14 protein-coding genes are annotated in these 15,780 nt (G+C 67.9%); 4 read left to right on the top strand and 10 right to left on the bottom strand.

What is annotated here, in order from left to right:
- Nucleotides 1-75: 75 nt before the first annotated feature.
- From O1Q96_RS04625 to O1Q96_RS04580, 10 genes are all read right to left on the bottom strand, one after another.
- Complete coding sequence (locus tag O1Q96_RS04625) at nt 76-1,002, bottom strand: type II secretion system F family protein (RefSeq protein ID WP_269246983.1); 927 nt, start codon at nt 1,000-1,002, stop codon at nt 76-78.
- On the bottom strand, nt 999-1,979 hold the full coding sequence (locus tag O1Q96_RS04620; protein WP_269246982.1) for a type II secretion system F family protein: 981 nt from the start codon (nt 1,977-1,979) through the stop codon (nt 999-1,001). The genes O1Q96_RS04625 and O1Q96_RS04620 overlap by 4 nt, the downstream gene beginning before the upstream one ends.
- Before the next feature lie 7 nt (nt 1,980-1,986).
- Entirely contained in the window at nt 1,987-3,297 is a 1,311-nt protein-coding gene (locus O1Q96_RS04615) for a TadA family conjugal transfer-associated ATPase (protein ID WP_217455644.1), read from the bottom strand.
- Nucleotides 3,294-4,145, bottom strand: a complete 852-nt coding sequence (locus tag O1Q96_RS04610; RefSeq protein WP_217455645.1) for a hypothetical protein — start codon at nt 4,143-4,145, stop codon at nt 3,294-3,296. Before O1Q96_RS04610 ends, O1Q96_RS04615 begins: the two co-directional genes overlap by 4 nt.
- A gap of 22 nt (nt 4,146-4,167) precedes the next feature.
- The gene (locus O1Q96_RS04605) at nt 4,168-4,896 is read right to left on the bottom strand and encodes a hypothetical protein (protein WP_269246981.1); all 729 of its coding nucleotides are present in this window, start codon (nt 4,894-4,896) and stop codon (nt 4,168-4,170) included.
- 642 nt (nt 4,897-5,538) lie between these two features.
- Nucleotides 5,539-6,024 carry a hypothetical protein gene (locus O1Q96_RS04600; protein WP_269246980.1) on the bottom strand — a complete coding sequence of 162 codons (486 nt, stop codon included), beginning with the start codon at nt 6,022-6,024 and terminating at the stop codon, nt 5,539-5,541.
- A 17-nt stretch (nt 6,025-6,041) separates the two neighbouring features.
- Nucleotides 6,042-10,616: a DUF6531 domain-containing protein gene (locus O1Q96_RS04595; RefSeq protein ID WP_331276027.1), complete on the bottom strand. Its 4,575-nt coding sequence runs from the start codon at nt 10,614-10,616 to the stop codon at nt 6,042-6,044.
- Nucleotides 10,617-11,012: 396 nt separating this feature from the next.
- Entirely contained in the window at nt 11,013-11,621 is a 609-nt protein-coding gene (locus tag O1Q96_RS04590) for a hypothetical protein (protein WP_269246978.1), read from the bottom strand.
- A gap of 251 nt (nt 11,622-11,872) precedes the next feature.
- Complete coding sequence (locus O1Q96_RS04585) at nt 11,873-12,520, bottom strand: hypothetical protein (protein WP_269246977.1); 648 nt, start codon at nt 12,518-12,520, stop codon at nt 11,873-11,875.
- A 176-nt stretch (nt 12,521-12,696) separates the two neighbouring features.
- Nucleotides 12,697-12,987, bottom strand: coding sequence for a winged helix-turn-helix domain-containing protein (locus O1Q96_RS04580; protein WP_269246976.1), 291 nt, complete (start codon nt 12,985-12,987; stop codon nt 12,697-12,699).
- A 171-nt stretch (nt 12,988-13,158) separates the two neighbouring features.
- Here O1Q96_RS04580 and O1Q96_RS04575 point away from each other — a divergent pair, with 171 nt between their 5' ends.
- From O1Q96_RS04575 to O1Q96_RS04560, 4 genes are all read left to right on the top strand, one after another.
- Entirely contained in the window at nt 13,159-13,449 is a 291-nt protein-coding gene (locus O1Q96_RS04575; protein ID WP_217455762.1) for a hypothetical protein, read from the top strand.
- Nucleotides 13,446-13,667, top strand: coding sequence for a hypothetical protein (locus tag O1Q96_RS04570; RefSeq protein WP_269246975.1), 222 nt, complete (start codon nt 13,446-13,448; stop codon nt 13,665-13,667). Before O1Q96_RS04575 ends, O1Q96_RS04570 begins: the two co-directional genes overlap by 4 nt.
- A gap of 223 nt (nt 13,668-13,890) precedes the next feature.
- Entirely contained in the window at nt 13,891-14,565 is a 675-nt protein-coding gene (locus tag O1Q96_RS04565; RefSeq protein ID WP_269246974.1) for a hypothetical protein, read from the top strand.
- Nucleotides 14,562-15,647 (top strand): hypothetical protein, encoded by a 1,086-nt coding sequence (locus O1Q96_RS04560; protein WP_419586420.1) that lies wholly within the window; start codon nt 14,562-14,564, stop codon nt 15,645-15,647. Before O1Q96_RS04565 ends, O1Q96_RS04560 begins: the two co-directional genes overlap by 4 nt.
- The last annotated feature ends 133 nt before the right edge of the window (nt 15,648-15,780 follow it).

Raw genomic sequence — 15,780 nt, 5'->3', positions numbered from 1 at the left:
GTTCGGAGCAGTCGGTGCGGTTGGGTTCGGTTCGCTTCGGAGATGCAGTTGTTGTCGCCGTGCCGTTGCCGTCGCTCAGACCTGGAACACGCGCATCGCCGCCGGGAAGATCAGGAAGACCAGGAAGCCGGCGCAGAGCAGCAGCTGTGCCACGAGCATCGACTGCGACTTCTCGCCGGCGCTGCCCTCGATCTCGGCGAGTTCGCGGTGCCGCATCGTCTCGGCGCGCGAGGCCAGCGACTCGCGTACCTTCGCGCCGTCGTCCGCGACGAGCGCCAACGAGGCCGACAGGTCCTTGAGTTCCTCGACGCCGAGGTCCTCGCCGAGCGAGCCGAGGGCCTGCCACTGGCTGATGCCGGTGATACGGGCGTCGGCGAGGGCGTTGCGGATGCGCTGGGTGGCCCAGCCGTCGGAGACCTCGGCGGCCGCCATCAGGGCCTCGGGGAGACCGCGGCCGCCCGCCAGGCTCATCGACACGAGGTCGAGGTACGCGCCGATCACGCGCCGCAGGTCGCGCCGCTTCTCGGCCGCGTCCCGCCGCACCTCCAGATCGGGCAGGAAGAAGAAGACGAGCGCGAAGAGCAGCGCCAGCCAGACCGGGACGACCGGGCTGCTGCCGAAGCCGAGCGTCCAGACCACGGCGAACATGAACGGCCCGAAGAACAGTCCCGCGGCGCCCAGCAGCACCTTCGTCGCGAGGAAGTTCTCCCAACTCCGGTCGAGGACCGCGAGGTCGGCCCGCAGCGACCGCTGTTCCCAGCCCTGCTGCAGGTAGAACTCGGCGACCCGTCGGCCCACCTGGGCCCGTACGCTGCCGAGCCGTCCGGCGTCGGCGGTGCGGTGCGCGGACTCGTACGCCGCTCCCCGCGCGCGCATCGCGTCGATGCGGGCGACCTGGGCGACCGCGCTCTGCTTGGACGGCATCAGGGCGCGGACGAGGGCGAAGATGCCCAGGCCCAGGACGGCACCGACCAGGACGGGCATGGTCAGGGTGGAGTTCATCGGCGTACCCCCTCCTCCGGCAGCGACTGGGACTGTGACGGCGACGGCATGCGCGGGCGTACGAACTGGACCGCCGACTCGTCCCGTACGAGGAACCGCTCCGGTGTCTCGATGGTGGAAAGCTTGCGCAGCCACAGGAAGCCGAGCGCGAACAGGCCGCAGACACAGGCGAGTACGAGCTGGCCGACCGCCGTGCCGTACGGCTCGACGAAGTCGCGGTTGAAGATCGACAGGCCGAGGACGAAGGCGACCGAGACCGCGACGACGATCTGCACCGAGCGGCGGGTCGACGCACGCTGGGCCATGACGCGCTGGCGCATGTCGACCTCTTCGCGCGCCGACTTCGCGAGCGCGCCCAGGACCTGGCGCAGGCCCGGGCCGCGCAGGCGCGCGTTGAGGATGAGGGCGGCCACGATGATGTCGGCGGACGCGTCGTTGATCTCGTCGGCGAGCTGCTGGAGTGCTTCCGGCAGCGGTGTGCGGGAGCGCAGGCGGTCGACGAGGGCGTCGAGGTGCGGGCGCAGCACGGGGGCCGAGGCGCGTGCGGAGGCGGGGATGGCCTGTTCGAGGCCGACCGCGCCCGCGATGGTGTCGCGCAGCGACTCGGTCCAGGAGGCGAGGGCCTCCACGCGGCGCATGGCGGCCTTCTCCTCGGAGGCGCCGCCGAAGAGCTTGTCCCAGAAGAAGACGAGGATGGCGGTCGCGATTCCGGCGACGGCCCACCGGGTGAGCAGCAGGACGACGATGCCGGCGCCTGCCGCGATCGAGCCGCGCCGGCCGGCGAACCGTACGAGTTCGGAGACCCGTTCGCTCGCCTTCTGCTTCTCGTGTTCGGGCTTGGCGGGCAGTCCGCGGACCGCCACGGCGAACAGGGCGAGGCCGCCGCCGACGGCGATGCCGCACGCGAGCGCGTACAGGACCGTCGTGGAGAACAGCCCGCCCATGGAGCCGAGCGAGTCGAGAGCGGCGAGAGTCATGGTCGGTTCACCCCCAGTTCCCGCCGGGCAGGCGATAGCCGTGCTGGATCAGGTCTTCGAGGCAGGCGAGGGGTGCGTGCGGCAGGACACGGCCGTCCGGTGCCTCGGCGAACACCTCGCTGGACAGGACGCGTCCGTCGACGCCGTTCACCTCGCGGATCGAGGTGACGACGCGCTGAAGGCGGCCGCCCGACTCGAAGTTGTTGCGCCGCTGGACGAAGACGACGAAGTTCACCGCGCCCGCGACGAGCATCTGGCTGGCCTCGATGGGGAGGCGTTCGGTGGCCTGGAGCGCGTAGGTGGAAATACGGTTGAACACCTCGTGGGAGCTGTTGGCGTGGATCGTGGACAGCGAGCCGTCGTTGCCCTGCGACATCGCGTTCAGCATGGTCACGATCTCGTCGCCGAGGACCTCACCGACGATGACGCGGGAGGGGTTCATACGCAGGGACCGGCGGACCAGCTCCGCCATCGAGATCATGCCCTGGCCCTCGGAGTTGGGCAGCCGCTCCTCGAACGCCACGACGTTCGGGTGCAGGTCGGCGAAGGTGTCGAGGCCGAGCTCCAGTGCGCGCTCGACGGTGATGAGGCGCTCCTGCGGCGGGATCTCGTTGGCGAGCGCGCGCAGCAGGGTCGTCTTGCCGGCGTTGGTCGCGCCCGCGATCATGATGTTCTTCCGGGCGCGGACCGCGCAGGCGAGGAAGTGTCCGACCTCGGGGGTGAGCGTCCCGTTCCCCACCAGGTCCGACATGAAGACCTTGCCCATGCGCGCGCGGCGGATGGACAGGGCGGGCCTGCGCGTCACGTCCATGACGGCGGACAGGCGCGAACCGTCCGGCAGCCGCAGGTCGAGCTGCGGGTTCGCGGAGTCGAAGGGCCGGGAGGAGAGGCCGGAGTACGCGCCGAGGATCTGGATCAGCTCGATGAGCTCCTCGTCGGTCTCGGCGACGGGATCGCCCTTGACCTCCTCGCCGTTGGCGTAGCCGACGAAGACCTGGTCGTACCCGTTGATGTCGATGTTCTCGACCTCGGGGTTGTCGAGCAGCGGCTGCAGCCGCCCCACTCCGAAGAGCGCGGCGTGCACGGCGGCGGCGTACTGCTCCTCGGTCTCGGCGTCCAGGGGCGTACGGCCGGAGTTGATCTCCGTCCGGGCGTAGTCCTCCAGGATCTGGGCTATGACGGCCCGGGCGTAGTGCCGTTCGTCCTCGTTGGACATCGGCGTGACGCCGGAGACCTGGTCGAGGCGGCGCTGCTCGGCGATACGGTCACCGGCGTCCTGCCGGAACCGCTTGACCAGCTGGTGGTCCACAGCGGTCATCGGCCGGCTCCGGCGGTGGCCTGACTGCCCGGACCGCCGGCCGGCCCGGACCAGGCCGCGCCGAACTGCTGGTAGAGGTCCGAACTCACCTTGCGCGCCGAGCGGATGAGCAGCGACTTGTCGAGCCGTCCGCGCTTGCGGCCTGCCAACTGGTCGGCGCCCGCCGGGTCTTCGGCGATGGTGCCGACGACGCGGGCGCCGGTCTGGGCGGCCACCAGCATGTCGTTGACCTGGTGGACGATCTTGGCGGAGTCACCCGGGTCGGTGATGAGGACGACCCCGATGAGGGGTGTGCCGAGCGCGGCCGCGCCGCGCGGGCCACCGTGCAGTTTGGCGGTGAGGACGGCGGCCCGGTCGCGTACGCGGGCGATGGCCTCGGGCTCGGTGCGGGAGATGAGGAGGACGAGGGCCGCCTGCGAGAACATCTCGACGGCCGGGGTGTCGCCGGTGATCCGCCCGCAGTCCGCTATGACGTCGGCGGGTGCGTGGGGCGAGTCGGCGAGTTGCGCGAAGGCACGGCCGAGGGTGGGCCACAGGCCCGCGAGTCCGGCGGCCTGTTCGGCGTTGCCGAGCCCGACGAGCACTTCGAGCCCACCGCTCAACGGCTGTACGTGGTCCCAGAGTTGGTCCGGTACGAGGCCGCGGCGGGCGGTGGCGGCGATGGACAGCATGCCGGTGTTGGGGTTCAGCGGTCCGCCGTGCGCCGCGGCGCTGCGGTACACGAGGTCGCCGCCGGCCGGGTCGGTCTCGGCGAGCAGGACGCGGCGCGGCCAGACGGCGGCGAGGGCGACGGCCGCCGTGGTGACGCCGGGGGAGCCTTTGTCCGCGGCGAGGGCGATGAGGGCCATGGTGTGTGTGACTCTCTTGCCGCTAGTTGCCGGGGACCAGGACGAGGGCGACCTGGTTCGCCGCGGCGGCGCGGGCCAGCGCGGCCGCGTCGCTCTCATCGACGGTCACGGTGATGCGCTTGTTGGTGCTGCTGATGGTGGCGTCGCCACTGTCGTCCGGCACGAAGGTGACGCGTGCGTCGGAGACGATCGGGGTGCCGCCGGTACCCGCGGAACCGGAGGAACCGGTGTCCGTGTCGTCGTTCGAGGAGGACGAGCCGGAGTTGCCGACCTGGTAGGCGGCCACGAGGTCGCCCTGCTCGATGGTCTGCGGGTACTGGCCCTCCTTGAGGGAGAGACCCACGACGGCCTTGCCGGGTTCGAGGTTGGCCTTGCGGGCGAACATCTCGCCGATGACGAGGGTGCCCCCGTAGATCGTGGACTTGGCCTTGAGGTTCTTGAGAGCCTCGAGCTGGTCCCACCTGACGTAGTTGACGCCGGAGTCCTCCGCGACCAGGACCGACTCGACCTTCTTGCCGACGGACTGGCCGGCCTGGATGTCGGCCGTCACCTTCACGACCTCGATACGGTCCCCGGCGCGCAGCACCAGCATGGTCGCTCCGAGCGCACCCACGAGGATCAGCAGCACCGCGAGCGCGGCCAGCGCGGGTTTGCGCTCGCGAGGCGGTGAAGGAAGCCGCTCCCCCGTCGTCGGCTGAACCGGCGCGGAGGAACGGTTGTTGCCCGCCCCCGTACGCTCTTGGATCTTCACGCAACCGCTCCCCGTACACCCAAGAAGGTTTTGTCATTCAGGACACTTGGAACACTCCGCCCTCACCGGGGCGTACCGCTCGGCCTGGTCGAATAGCCATGGCCGGAACGAGTGTCAAGTCATCGCACCGTATCAGCAGCACATAAGCCCCTCAAGGCGCGCCCGGGACCGCAAAGCTCACACGTCCCGACGTTATCCACGCGCAACGCGGGGGGTTCGGTTCCCGGTTGAGGAAGGGCCTGTGCAAGCGGCTTCCGCTGTGCATCAGCGAATCATTCGGAACCGCTCGGAGGCATGCCGGTCACGCTGTGTCCATCATCCCTGCACGACTTGCTCACGGGGTTCACGCGGAGGCGCGGGATGACCCGTCAGCGATCTTCGGCCACGTGAACGGCGACACCGGGCTCGCGACGACCGTGGTCGAGGCGCAGAAAGCGAAGCTCGGCTGAGGCTTGGTTCCGACTCACCTCTACGAGTGAGCCGTTGGCGTCCCAGCGCCTGACAACCGGAGGACGAGGACGAAGCCCCCTTCGGCCAGTACCGTGAACGCACCGCTCCCGCGTTCCGCAGAAGCCGGGCAGAAGCCAGTCACGAGCCAGTCACGAGACGGCGGGCCCGCCGGGATCCCCGTCACCGATGCGCTCAGGCGTTGTCCGTGGCCGGGTTTTCGTTGGAGACGAGAGCCGCGGTGAAGTACAAGGGCAACCCGTCCTCCGGGTCCAGGGGCACCTCCTGCGACGTCCAGCGGCTGAAGGCGATCGTCAGGTCGAGTACCACCGGCTCCTCCGGATTCGTCTCGTCGATTCGATACCCCTCGTCCGCGAACATCTTGAGCAGTTGACGGGCAGGCGTGCGGAAGACATCGAGTCCGCGATACAGGACCCGCAGATCCGAATCCTCTTCCTCCGCACACGAGACATCCACGGCATTGACCATCTTCTGGTCCTTGAGAATCACCAGGACATCGAATCCATCACCCATGGACTGGATCTTCACCGTGGGATCGTGATCGAAAGGGCCTGACACCCGGACTTCACCCCATGCGGCAGCGGCCTCGACAGCATCCTCGAAGGCCATGCCCATACGCACCGGCGGAACACCGTGCGGCGGATCCAGGACGATCTCCATATCTCCTACCTCAATCCTTATTTGAGCAGATCGTAATTGACGGTCCAGCCGTTGTCGGAAAGCATCTTCTGCAGCCCGGCATTGTCCTTCATGCTGGCAACCATGTCGGCTATGTGCTGGTCATACTTGTCTCCGAAGCGCGCCCGGATGTCATCGATGTCCATCTTCATCGCTTCGTCGAACTTCCCCTGGTCGATCAAGTCGCGCTGTGCGTTGCGCCAGGGTGTCGCCGAGTATCCACGGCTGTCCGTGCTGGAGACCAGCCGGTGGTCTCGCCGCTCCATACGGATCGCCGGGCCCATGTGGGGAGTGAGGCTGAGGTGGGAGTACGCGGCCTTGGCAGGCATGTGGTTGATCTCGTTGCCCGACCGCGCCGGCGCAAGCCTTCCGTACCACCCTCCCAGGTCCGTACAGACCAGGCCGAGGGGGTCGCTCCAGGTGAAGGGATTGAGAACGTAGGCGTAGTTGTTCGGGGCGGCATCCAGACCGAGTGGGTCCGGGGAGAGGTAGCGCCCGTTCTCCGCGTCGTAATAGCGCCGGACGTTGTAGTCCAGTCCGGTCTCCGCGTCGTGATATTGGCCAGGGAAGCCCAGTGGGCACGCCGGCTCTTCCGCATCTCCTCCGAGGGGCGTCCCCCACACCGAGGTGCGCCGACTCCAGCGGATGTGTCCGCCGTCATCGATCAGTTCGGTCGGCGTACCGACCAGGTCGGTGACTATGGCGTAGAAGCGGGCGTCGACCTCCTCCTGGTCGCCCAAGGAGCCCTCCGGCGCGACGCACGTGCGCTCGGTCTGGGCGAGCGGCCGATGCTCACCCGGCTGCCAGTGCCAGGTGGTCACGTCGAGGACATCGTCGCTCCGCCGCTGTATTCGCTCGGCGAGTCGGGTCCCCTCCCACACGAAGTCCATCTGCCGGGCGACCGTGCCGTCCTGCGCCAAGAGCTGTTTGGCGATTCGGCGGCCGAGCGGATCGTAGAGATAGTGCCAACGGCGGCCGTCCGGAGTGACGACGTCGGTGAGGCGGTCGAACGCGTCCCACCCGTACTGCCACGTCCGTGAGCCACCGGACAGCAGTCGCCGGGTTGTCGATGTGACGCGGCCCTGGCCGTCGTACTCATAGTGGGTGCGCCGCTCCTGCCGACGCAACAGCATGCCGTCGTAGACACGATGGTCCGGCGCCGGCGCCTCGTCCGCTCCTGCCGCCGGGGCGGGGACCAGACGGCTGTCCACCAGGTTGCCGGCTGCGTCGTACGCGTAGTTCTCCTGCCCCTGCGGGGAGTTCGCCGCGAGGACGCGGCCGTCCAGGTCCAAGGAGAAGCGGCGGTGGCCCGTGGTGGAGTCGATGACGTCGGTGAGGAAATTGTCCGCGCGGTATCCATAGGTTCGCTGCCAGCCATCGGACGCCGTCGCCGCTTCCGCGATACCCCCTGCCTCGGAACGCAGGGCCTGTCCGGTCATCCGCCCCGCCGAGTCCCAGGTCTGGCTGAGCACGGCTCCGGCGCCCAACGCCCGCTCCACTTCGCGCCCAGCGGAGTCGTAAGCGAGCTGCACTCCGCCTCCCGCTGTGTGCAGCTCGGTCACACGGTCGACCGCGTCATACGTCCATGTCGCAACGGCTCCCGTGGGTGTGCGGCGACGAGTTCGACGCCCCAGCAGGTCGTATCCCAGCTCCAGTGAACGCCCGTTGCACGTCTCCTTCAGGACACTGCCCAACGCGTCCCGCTCATAGGTGACGACGGCATCCGCCCCAGCCGCTCCCAGAAGGCGCCCCGCCCGGTCGTACTGATAGCGAACCTCGGCATCGTCCGTCACCTGGGTCGCGAGATTTCCTCGCGCGTCGAAGGTGCAGACGACTCGCTGCCCAGCGCCGTTGATCCGCTCGACGGGCTGCCCCGCCGCGTCGAAGCGATAGCTCGTCGTTCTCCCGCTGAAGTCCTGCTCACGCAGCAGGTTGCCGACCGCGTCGTACTCGTACGACCAACTGCGTCCGAGCGGGTTGGTGACACTGACAAGCCTGAGCTCCGTGTCGTAGTCGTACACCAGACGTGATCCGTCCGACTGCGTCAGCGCCACCGGAAGGCCGAAGTGCCCCTGTTCGTAGCGTGTGATCGCACCTACCGCACTCGTGTGGGACACGAGATTGCCTCCCCGGTCGTGCTCCCAGCGCTCGACAGAGCCGTCGGCCAGTGTGCGTGTGAGCAGTCGGCCGTCGACTGTCCAGCTGAGACGAGTGGAAGCCCCGGAGGATTCGGCGATCTCGACAACCTGGCCGAGGCCGTTGCGTATGTAGCGAATGGGCAGACCGAGTGGATCGGTGACGGCTGTGGGGAGCCCCGCGGCGTCGTTCGCGATGCGGTGTTCAGCCCCCATGGGATCGATGACGGCAGCCTTCGCCCCCGACTCGTCGTACTCGTAGCGTGTAACGGCTCCGGCCGGATTCTCCAGGCTCACGAGGTTGCCCTGCGCGTCGAATTCGCGCCGCCAGCACGCACCGTCCGCCTCGATGACTGCGACAGGCTGACGCGCCTCGTCGTACTCGGTGCGTACGGTCGATCCGTCCGGCAGCTCCACCTCGACGAGACTGCCCCACGCGTCGTACGCGTATCGGGTCGTGCGGCCCAGAGGATCGGTTTCGACAAGCAGCCGGTCGAAGCGGTCCCACTCCCGAACCGTCGTGGCTCCCAACGGGTCGATTTCCGATACCACTTGGAAGTGATCGTTCAGTTCGTACGTCGTGGTGTGGCCGAGCGAGTTGGAGTAAAGGGTCCGGCGGCCTTCGTCGTCGTAGGCGAATGAGCCGTTCAGGTATCCGTCGGGGCCGGTGGTACGAATGCAACGCCCCCGCGCGTCATACGTGTAGTGAAAACGTGTTCCGAGACGATCTTCCCAACTGCCGATGCGATACCGGTCGTCGTAGAACAGCTTTTCCGGATTCCCGGTGGCGTCATACACATGGGTCAGATGGCCCGCCTGGTCGTACCCGTAACGCATCAGCGTCGGAGCACCAGGGGCGCTGGAAAGAGCGAATCCGGTGATCCGACCCCCTTCTGCGGACACGGCGACGCGATATCCACCGCTGTGCGCCAATTCCACGGGCACGCCGTCGTCGTCATAGGAGACCGTGATCGAGTTGCCATGGCGGTCTGTCGCGGAGACGAGTGCCAGTTCGGCGGGCCGGGCCGTGGAGACCGGAGCGAAGTGGAGGGTCTGGCCAATCTCGTGCTGATGGACCGTCATCGGTCCGTTTCCTGCACCATTCCAAGAGAGTTCCCAGCGCGGCCCTTCGACCGGCAGAACCGACAGGTCCGGTTCAGGAGTGGGGTACTCCAGCACCATGCCGTCCTCGGTCACCAGCCGGACACCGTACGGCTCCAGCAGCAGACGCTGGTCGAGAGTCGAGGTCCATGTCTGTCCGAACCATCGGCCCGCGCGCTGATCGGTCACGTAGTGCCGCCGCAGAATCAGCGGAAGAACGCCGGGCAGAAAGACATCGTCCTCCGACATGACCATTTCGCCGGTCGCCACATCGACCGGATCGTTTTTGCAGACACGCTTGAGCATGCTCAAGGCGCTCTTGCGTACGCCGCCCGCCAGCCCCTTGGCCATGCCTTTGAGGCCCAACTTGCCGAGTCCTTTGAGCCCCTTGGCAAGCCGTCCAAGGCTGGTGAGACCCTTCATGCCGGGTATGCAGTCCAGGGCAGCGAAGGCCACATCCCACAGGGACGCCTGCCCCTTCATGTATTTGTTGAGTGTGTCCGCCAGGACGACCAGCGCGGCGATCAGCACGATCGCGCCGAGGATCGGCCCTCCGATGATCAGCGCGATGATGCCGAGCACGGCCACAACGACCTTGCACACCGCGACGATCGTGTCCCAGTTGTCGACGAACCAGTCGCCGACCTCCTCGTACCACTTGCGGTTCTGGATGCCCGCGTCCGAGGCCTCGTCGAGCTTGCGCTTGGCTTCCCCTGCGGCGTCCTCGCGCATCTTGCGGGCGTCCGCGGCCATCTTCTTCGCGGCGTCCAGCGCGTTCTGCGCTGAGGTCACGTCCGACTGGGCGGAGGTGTGGGCGTCCTTGGCGCTCTGCGCGTCCCGGGTCGCCGCACGGACCTTGGACTCGTCCGGCTTCTCGACGTTCTTGCCGCCGGTCGGGTCGTCCTTGTACTTGTCCGCTTCCTTGTTCGCCCTCGTCACCCACGAATCGGTTGACGAGAGACGGGACTTGGCGGAGGAGAGATCGGCCTGCGCCTCGCGCCCCTGGGCCAGGGCCTTGTCGGCCAACGCCTGGGCCCGCTCCAACTTCGGCCAGTACGCCGCCAGCGCGTCCCCCGCCAGGTCGTACGACTTCTTCAGCTTCTTGAGGTTCTTCGGGACGCCGGAGAACTCGTCCTGGAACACCTTGGCGGTCTTGCCCACCCAGGTCAGGACGGACTCCTCCTCCGCCATCCCCTTGACGAGACGGAGAGCGTCCTGAACGTCGTCGGCGAAGTCATGCAGGCTCTTGGCAAGGGACTTGACCCGAACGGGATCCCCCGGTGTCGGATCCTTCTCCAGGTCCAGGACGTGCCAGTCCGTCGGCCGGTACCCCGCCATCACGCAACCCCCGTCACGCCAACCTCGTCAACCTCACGTACGCACAAGTGAAGTTACTGGGTACGGGCGTTCGATGAAAAGGTCACGAGGGTGGCGCGGGCCGCCGCCGAGCCGCGGCCCGGCGTCGCCGTTCCTACTCCGCGAAGCGGGGCGTCGACGTGATCGCGTCGAAGAACAAGTCGGCGAGGTCGAGCACCTGGCTGCTCCCGGCGACGAGGGCAACCTTGCCCTCCTACCCGGGGACGGGGATGAACGTTTGCATGAGCACGGCACGGATGGTGCGGTTGAGCGCGTCATCGGGAGAGCTCCCGTGCGGCGCTAGCGGATCAGTTGCCGGTGCGCGTACTTCTCAAGAAGAGGTGGCCGCCCACAGGGGCACTTCCTGAACCTGCCACGTCAGAAACCCCACGGGGCAGGATCCGGGGTCAACGATCTGTCCTCAGACCAGACGAGCCGGGCCTCCAGGCTGTCCCCCAGGATTTCGACGAGACGCTCCACCATCCACCCGTTCCAATGGACGCCTCCGCGGTATTCCGGCAGCCGGAAAGCGGGCAGGTCGACGGGGAGCGCGTCAGGGCGGAACACCGCCTTCTTGACCTCGCCCGTCATCCTCTTCGGCTTGGACGACCGCCGGGTGTCCAGGCAGTCGACCACGCGCTCCACCAGGTAGAGGAAGTACTCATCCGCTTCGGCGCCCTCGATGGAGACCGGAACGAGCGCTCCTGCCGACGAGAGTTCGTCCCGCAGCGGTTCGGCGATGCGACTGCTGAGGACGGGAGCGCCGGGATATCCACACGGGAACTCCCCCTTGCGCAGCCGCGGATCACCGTCCCACGAACCGCTGAGACCGGTCGGCCTGTCGGCGTCGGACCCGCTGATCTGCCAGCGGATGACTTTTCTGAGCGAGTTGCCGAGCAACAGGGTCCGGAACTCACCCGCACCCGGCATCAACCGGTAGACGGCAAGCGGGAGGCGGCCCCGGACACCGCGATCGTCAGCCGTCATGGCGCCTCACCCACCAGGCCCCGGACCGAGTCGACGAACGAACTACCCACGTGCAGCTCCAGCGGCTCAAGACGCGCGCCGACTCACCGCGTCATGCGTGTACATCGTGCTGTTCCCGTTCATTCACTCCGCGACGATGCGGCCCAACGCGTCCCCATCGCTGCGCAGTTCGCAGCCCGCGCCTGCCGAGTTGGTAACCGAGCGGATCGGCCGGCCGACGGCGTCGTACGCATAGCCCGGCGGCGCCGTTCCTACTCCGCGAAGCGGAACGTCGACGTGATCGCGTCGAAGATGTCGAAGAACGAGTCGGCGAGATCGAGCACCTGGCTGCTCCCTGCGACCAGGGCGACCTTGCCCTCCTGGCCGGGCACGGGGATGAACGTTTGCATGAGTACCGCCCGGATGGTGCGGTTGAGGGCGTCATCGGGCACCGGGATGTCCTCGATGCCGTACGTCCGCGCGGCCGGGCCGACGCCGGGGATGTCGACCGTCGTGACCTTGCGCCACGCGTCGCCCTCCTTCTTGGCCTCCCGCACGGCGAGTTGCCCCGCCATGACCTGGGGGTCGGTGGAGAGGGGCGCGCCGTCCTTCGTACGCCCGCCGACGAGGGAGACGGTGATCGACCCGGTGATCGGCGTGTCACCGCCGAAGCTCTCAGCCATGCAGCCGCAGTACAGCGCGCCCGACTTCCAGGCGTCGGCCGCGGCCTTCTGCAGGAAGGCGGTGTACGTGTCCTTGTACTTCGCCAGGTCGGGCTGCTGCCGTACACGTTCGGCGACCATGCGGCGGATCGAGTCGTCCCGCGAATCGGGCCGCACGTCGAACTCCCACCACGACTCCGGCACCTTGATCTGGAAGCCGCCGCGCTCGATGGTGAGCGTCTCCATGTAGCGGGCCATGTTGGTTGTTCTCCCCCGGTCCGAAGCAAACTGATGTGCGCGTGCGCGCAAGCCTACGAGGGCGCGGTGGCTTCCGCTCCGGGGGCGACGCCCTCATCGCCGCGGCCGAGGCGGATGCCGCGACCTCGTCCGGCGGTGTGACACCGCACGCGACGAGCGAGATACCCGCTGAGGGTCTACGCCTCCTGGCCGTCGCCCGGGGGTTCGTCGGCCTCCGGGTACGCGACGAAGGTGCCCTTCGCGGGGAGGGTGACGACGAGTCCGCGTTCGCGGAGTTCGCGGGTGGCGCGGCGGGCAGTCAGGTGCGCGACCCCGTACTCGTCGGCCAGGTCACGCTCCCCCGGTAGCCGCGCACCGGGCCGCAGCTCCCCAGAAGCGATGCGGGCCGCGATGTGGTCCGCCATCTGCATATAGACGTAGGCAATCTTCGTCGGGTCGATCGGCGACTGCCCTGACTCTGGTGTCATATCGAACAACGTACGACAGCAGGGAACTGCACGGCTCATTGGAGCGCAGCAAACCGCTATACACCACCCAGCTGCACCCTGTACCGTGCCTTGAACGTGAAAGACCCCGGCGACGGATGCAAGCCGTCCCGGGGCGTGGCCGACGCTAAAACCTCAAACAGGAGCGCCAACATGCTGGACCTTATCGTCCGCTGTCTCGCCTGGATGCTGAGCATCTGCACCCCCCGCCCTCGGGGCCGCCACCGGATCGGAGTGGTCCCACCCCTCCGGTTCATCCCGGCCCCGCCGCCCCGCTTCACGGAAATCCTCGACGGCAACGCGTCCCGGCTCGTACGCCCCTACGTCCTGGGCGCCGCCGAACACCGGCGCCAACGCGAACGCCGCCGCGCCCTCTATCTCGCGACGGTCGGCATCGACGTCGGCCCGGACCACATCCACGGCGTCCCGGTGGCCGCCCGATGACGCGCCCCGCCGTGCGGATGTGCGCCCGCTGCCACCGGACGACCGATCGGCCGATCCTGGTCCACGAGGTGCATGCGGCGACGGGCCCCGGCTTCAACGTGTACGCGTGCCCCGACTGCGCCGACCACTACCCGCCCATGACCGACGTGCTGGAAGTGACGAAGCCGACCCGGGAGAACCGAGCCGGAGGGCGCCTCAGCAAGGGCGCGGGGAACTGAGCGAAGCGGTCTCGGCCCCGGACGCCCACCTGCGTCCGGGGCCGGTCCCGTGCCCGTCCGAGCCGCTGTGCACTCCGACACGATCGGGCCACAAGCGCCGTCCGATTGCCCCGGTTCCTCCGCGTCCGACCAGCCTTGCAAGGAAGTTCGCGGTAGCGAAACCGCGCGGCCCATGGATAACGTCGTAGCTCTTCAATGCGTCTGATTCTCACGGGGGTTCACTGTGAAGCGCCGCTCTTTGCCCGTTGCTGCCGCGCTCGCCGCGACCGCAGCCCTGCTGCTCACGGCATGCGGCGGCGGGGACGACAAGTCCACCGACAACGACAAAATCGCCGGCGCGGGACAGGACAAGGAGAAGCCGAAGAAGTCGGCAGAACCCGCGGGAGCGGCACAGGACAAGCCGGACGGCGTGGACGTGTCCCTGCCCAAGGGGATGAACCTGGACCTGGCCTTCGACTGGGACAAACCGAAGGCCAAGAACGAGGCGGCGGCAATGGACGACGCCGCCAACTACCTCCGCGCCATGTACCGGGGCGTCGGCAAGCGAACGGCCAACGACGCGGCCGTCACCAGCTACTCCACCGGCGACGGACGCCACTACGCGGAAGTCCAGATCAAGGAGTGGGTCAAGGGCGGCTGGACTGCCACCGGCCTCCGCCGTCACTACGACGCCACCACGCGCTCCACCACGAACGGCAACTCTGTGGAGGTCGCGTTCTGTTCGGACTCGAGCAAGTTTTACGCCGAAGAAGTCAAAACGGGGAAGGTCCTGAAGACCAAACCCAGCCTCGTGGACTTCAGCTACTTCAAAATCATCATGGTCAAGCTCCCCACAAGTGACAGCTTGTGGCAGGCATCCAAGGTGTTCGTCGAGGAGGAGGCGAAGAAGTGCCAGTGAACACAGCCCGACGTACAGCCCTCAGCATCGGCTCAGTTGCCCTGACGCTGGCCTTCGGCACTGTCATCCTCGCGGCACCGGTCCACGCGGCGGGAGGGCCGCGCGATGGCACCGGCGCCAGCAGCAACCCACAAGGCGGTAAGGACAGCACCGGCATCTACGCCGCCGCCCGCGTCCAGTACTCCGGCGCCGTGGCCAAGAGCGGAGGCACCGGCAACGTGACGTCGGCCGACGTCAACTGGACACCGCCGAGCTGCTGGTACGCCCCGTACATGGGTGCCAAGGACTTCAAGAAGGAGATGTCCAAGAACATCGAGGACGCCAAGAGCGCGCCCGGCATGACCGGTCACGCGGGTGCGGCGATAGGCGAGATGGAACGCCACTACGAGGACGACTACGGCTGGACCGACACCCCCGGCTACAAGGACTACAACGTCGACAAGGACGGCGAGGGCATGTTCTGGGCCGGCGTCGAGAACCCGAACGAGCCGGACTACCTCAAGCGGACCGCGTGTTCGGACCTGCCCTTCTGGGTCGAGAACGGCGAGCCCCCGCCGCCCCAGTACGAACAGGCCATTACTCCGGAGATGCTCGCCGCTCTCGCGTACCAGCACATGGAGCTGCCCGGCACGAAGGTGACGCTCGCCCCCGAGGCCATCGCCAAGGTGAACCTGCCGACCTGGGCGTGGCTCGACGAGGCCGCGTTCGACGAGGTCCAGGCGACGGCGGCCATCAACGTCCCCGGCTTCAACATCCAGGCGACCACGACCGCCACCCCCAAGTCCCTCACCCTCGCCCCGGGTACCGAGGACGCCACCACCATCCCCGCCGACGGCGAATGCCCCATCGTCGACGGCAGGATCGGCGAGCCCTACGCCAAGGGGAAGGCCAAGGAGACCCCGCCCTGCGGCATCGTCTACCGCCGCTCGTCCGGCGGCGAAACGTTCCCCATCAAGGCGGCCCTCACCTGGGAGATCAGCTGGACGGGCACGGGCCAGGCCGGCGCGGTCGGTCTGCCCGACGGCACGATCGAGGCCGTCCAGAACATCACGGTCGAGGAGATCCAGTCGGTCAACCGCTGAGCGGAGCAACCATCGACCGCTGGGCGCAGCACGTGATGCGCGGCCGGTTCCCCCACGGAGCCGGCCGCCACTTCCTCGGCCCGGACACCCGGAACCCTCTCGGCATCACTACGGACCGGGCAGCCGGGTGCGC

The organism is Streptomyces aurantiacus (assembly GCF_027107535.1).
Classification (GTDB): domain Bacteria; phylum Actinomycetota; class Actinomycetes; order Streptomycetales; family Streptomycetaceae; genus Streptomyces.
This window is presented reverse-complemented; position numbering and strand designations above follow the sequence as displayed.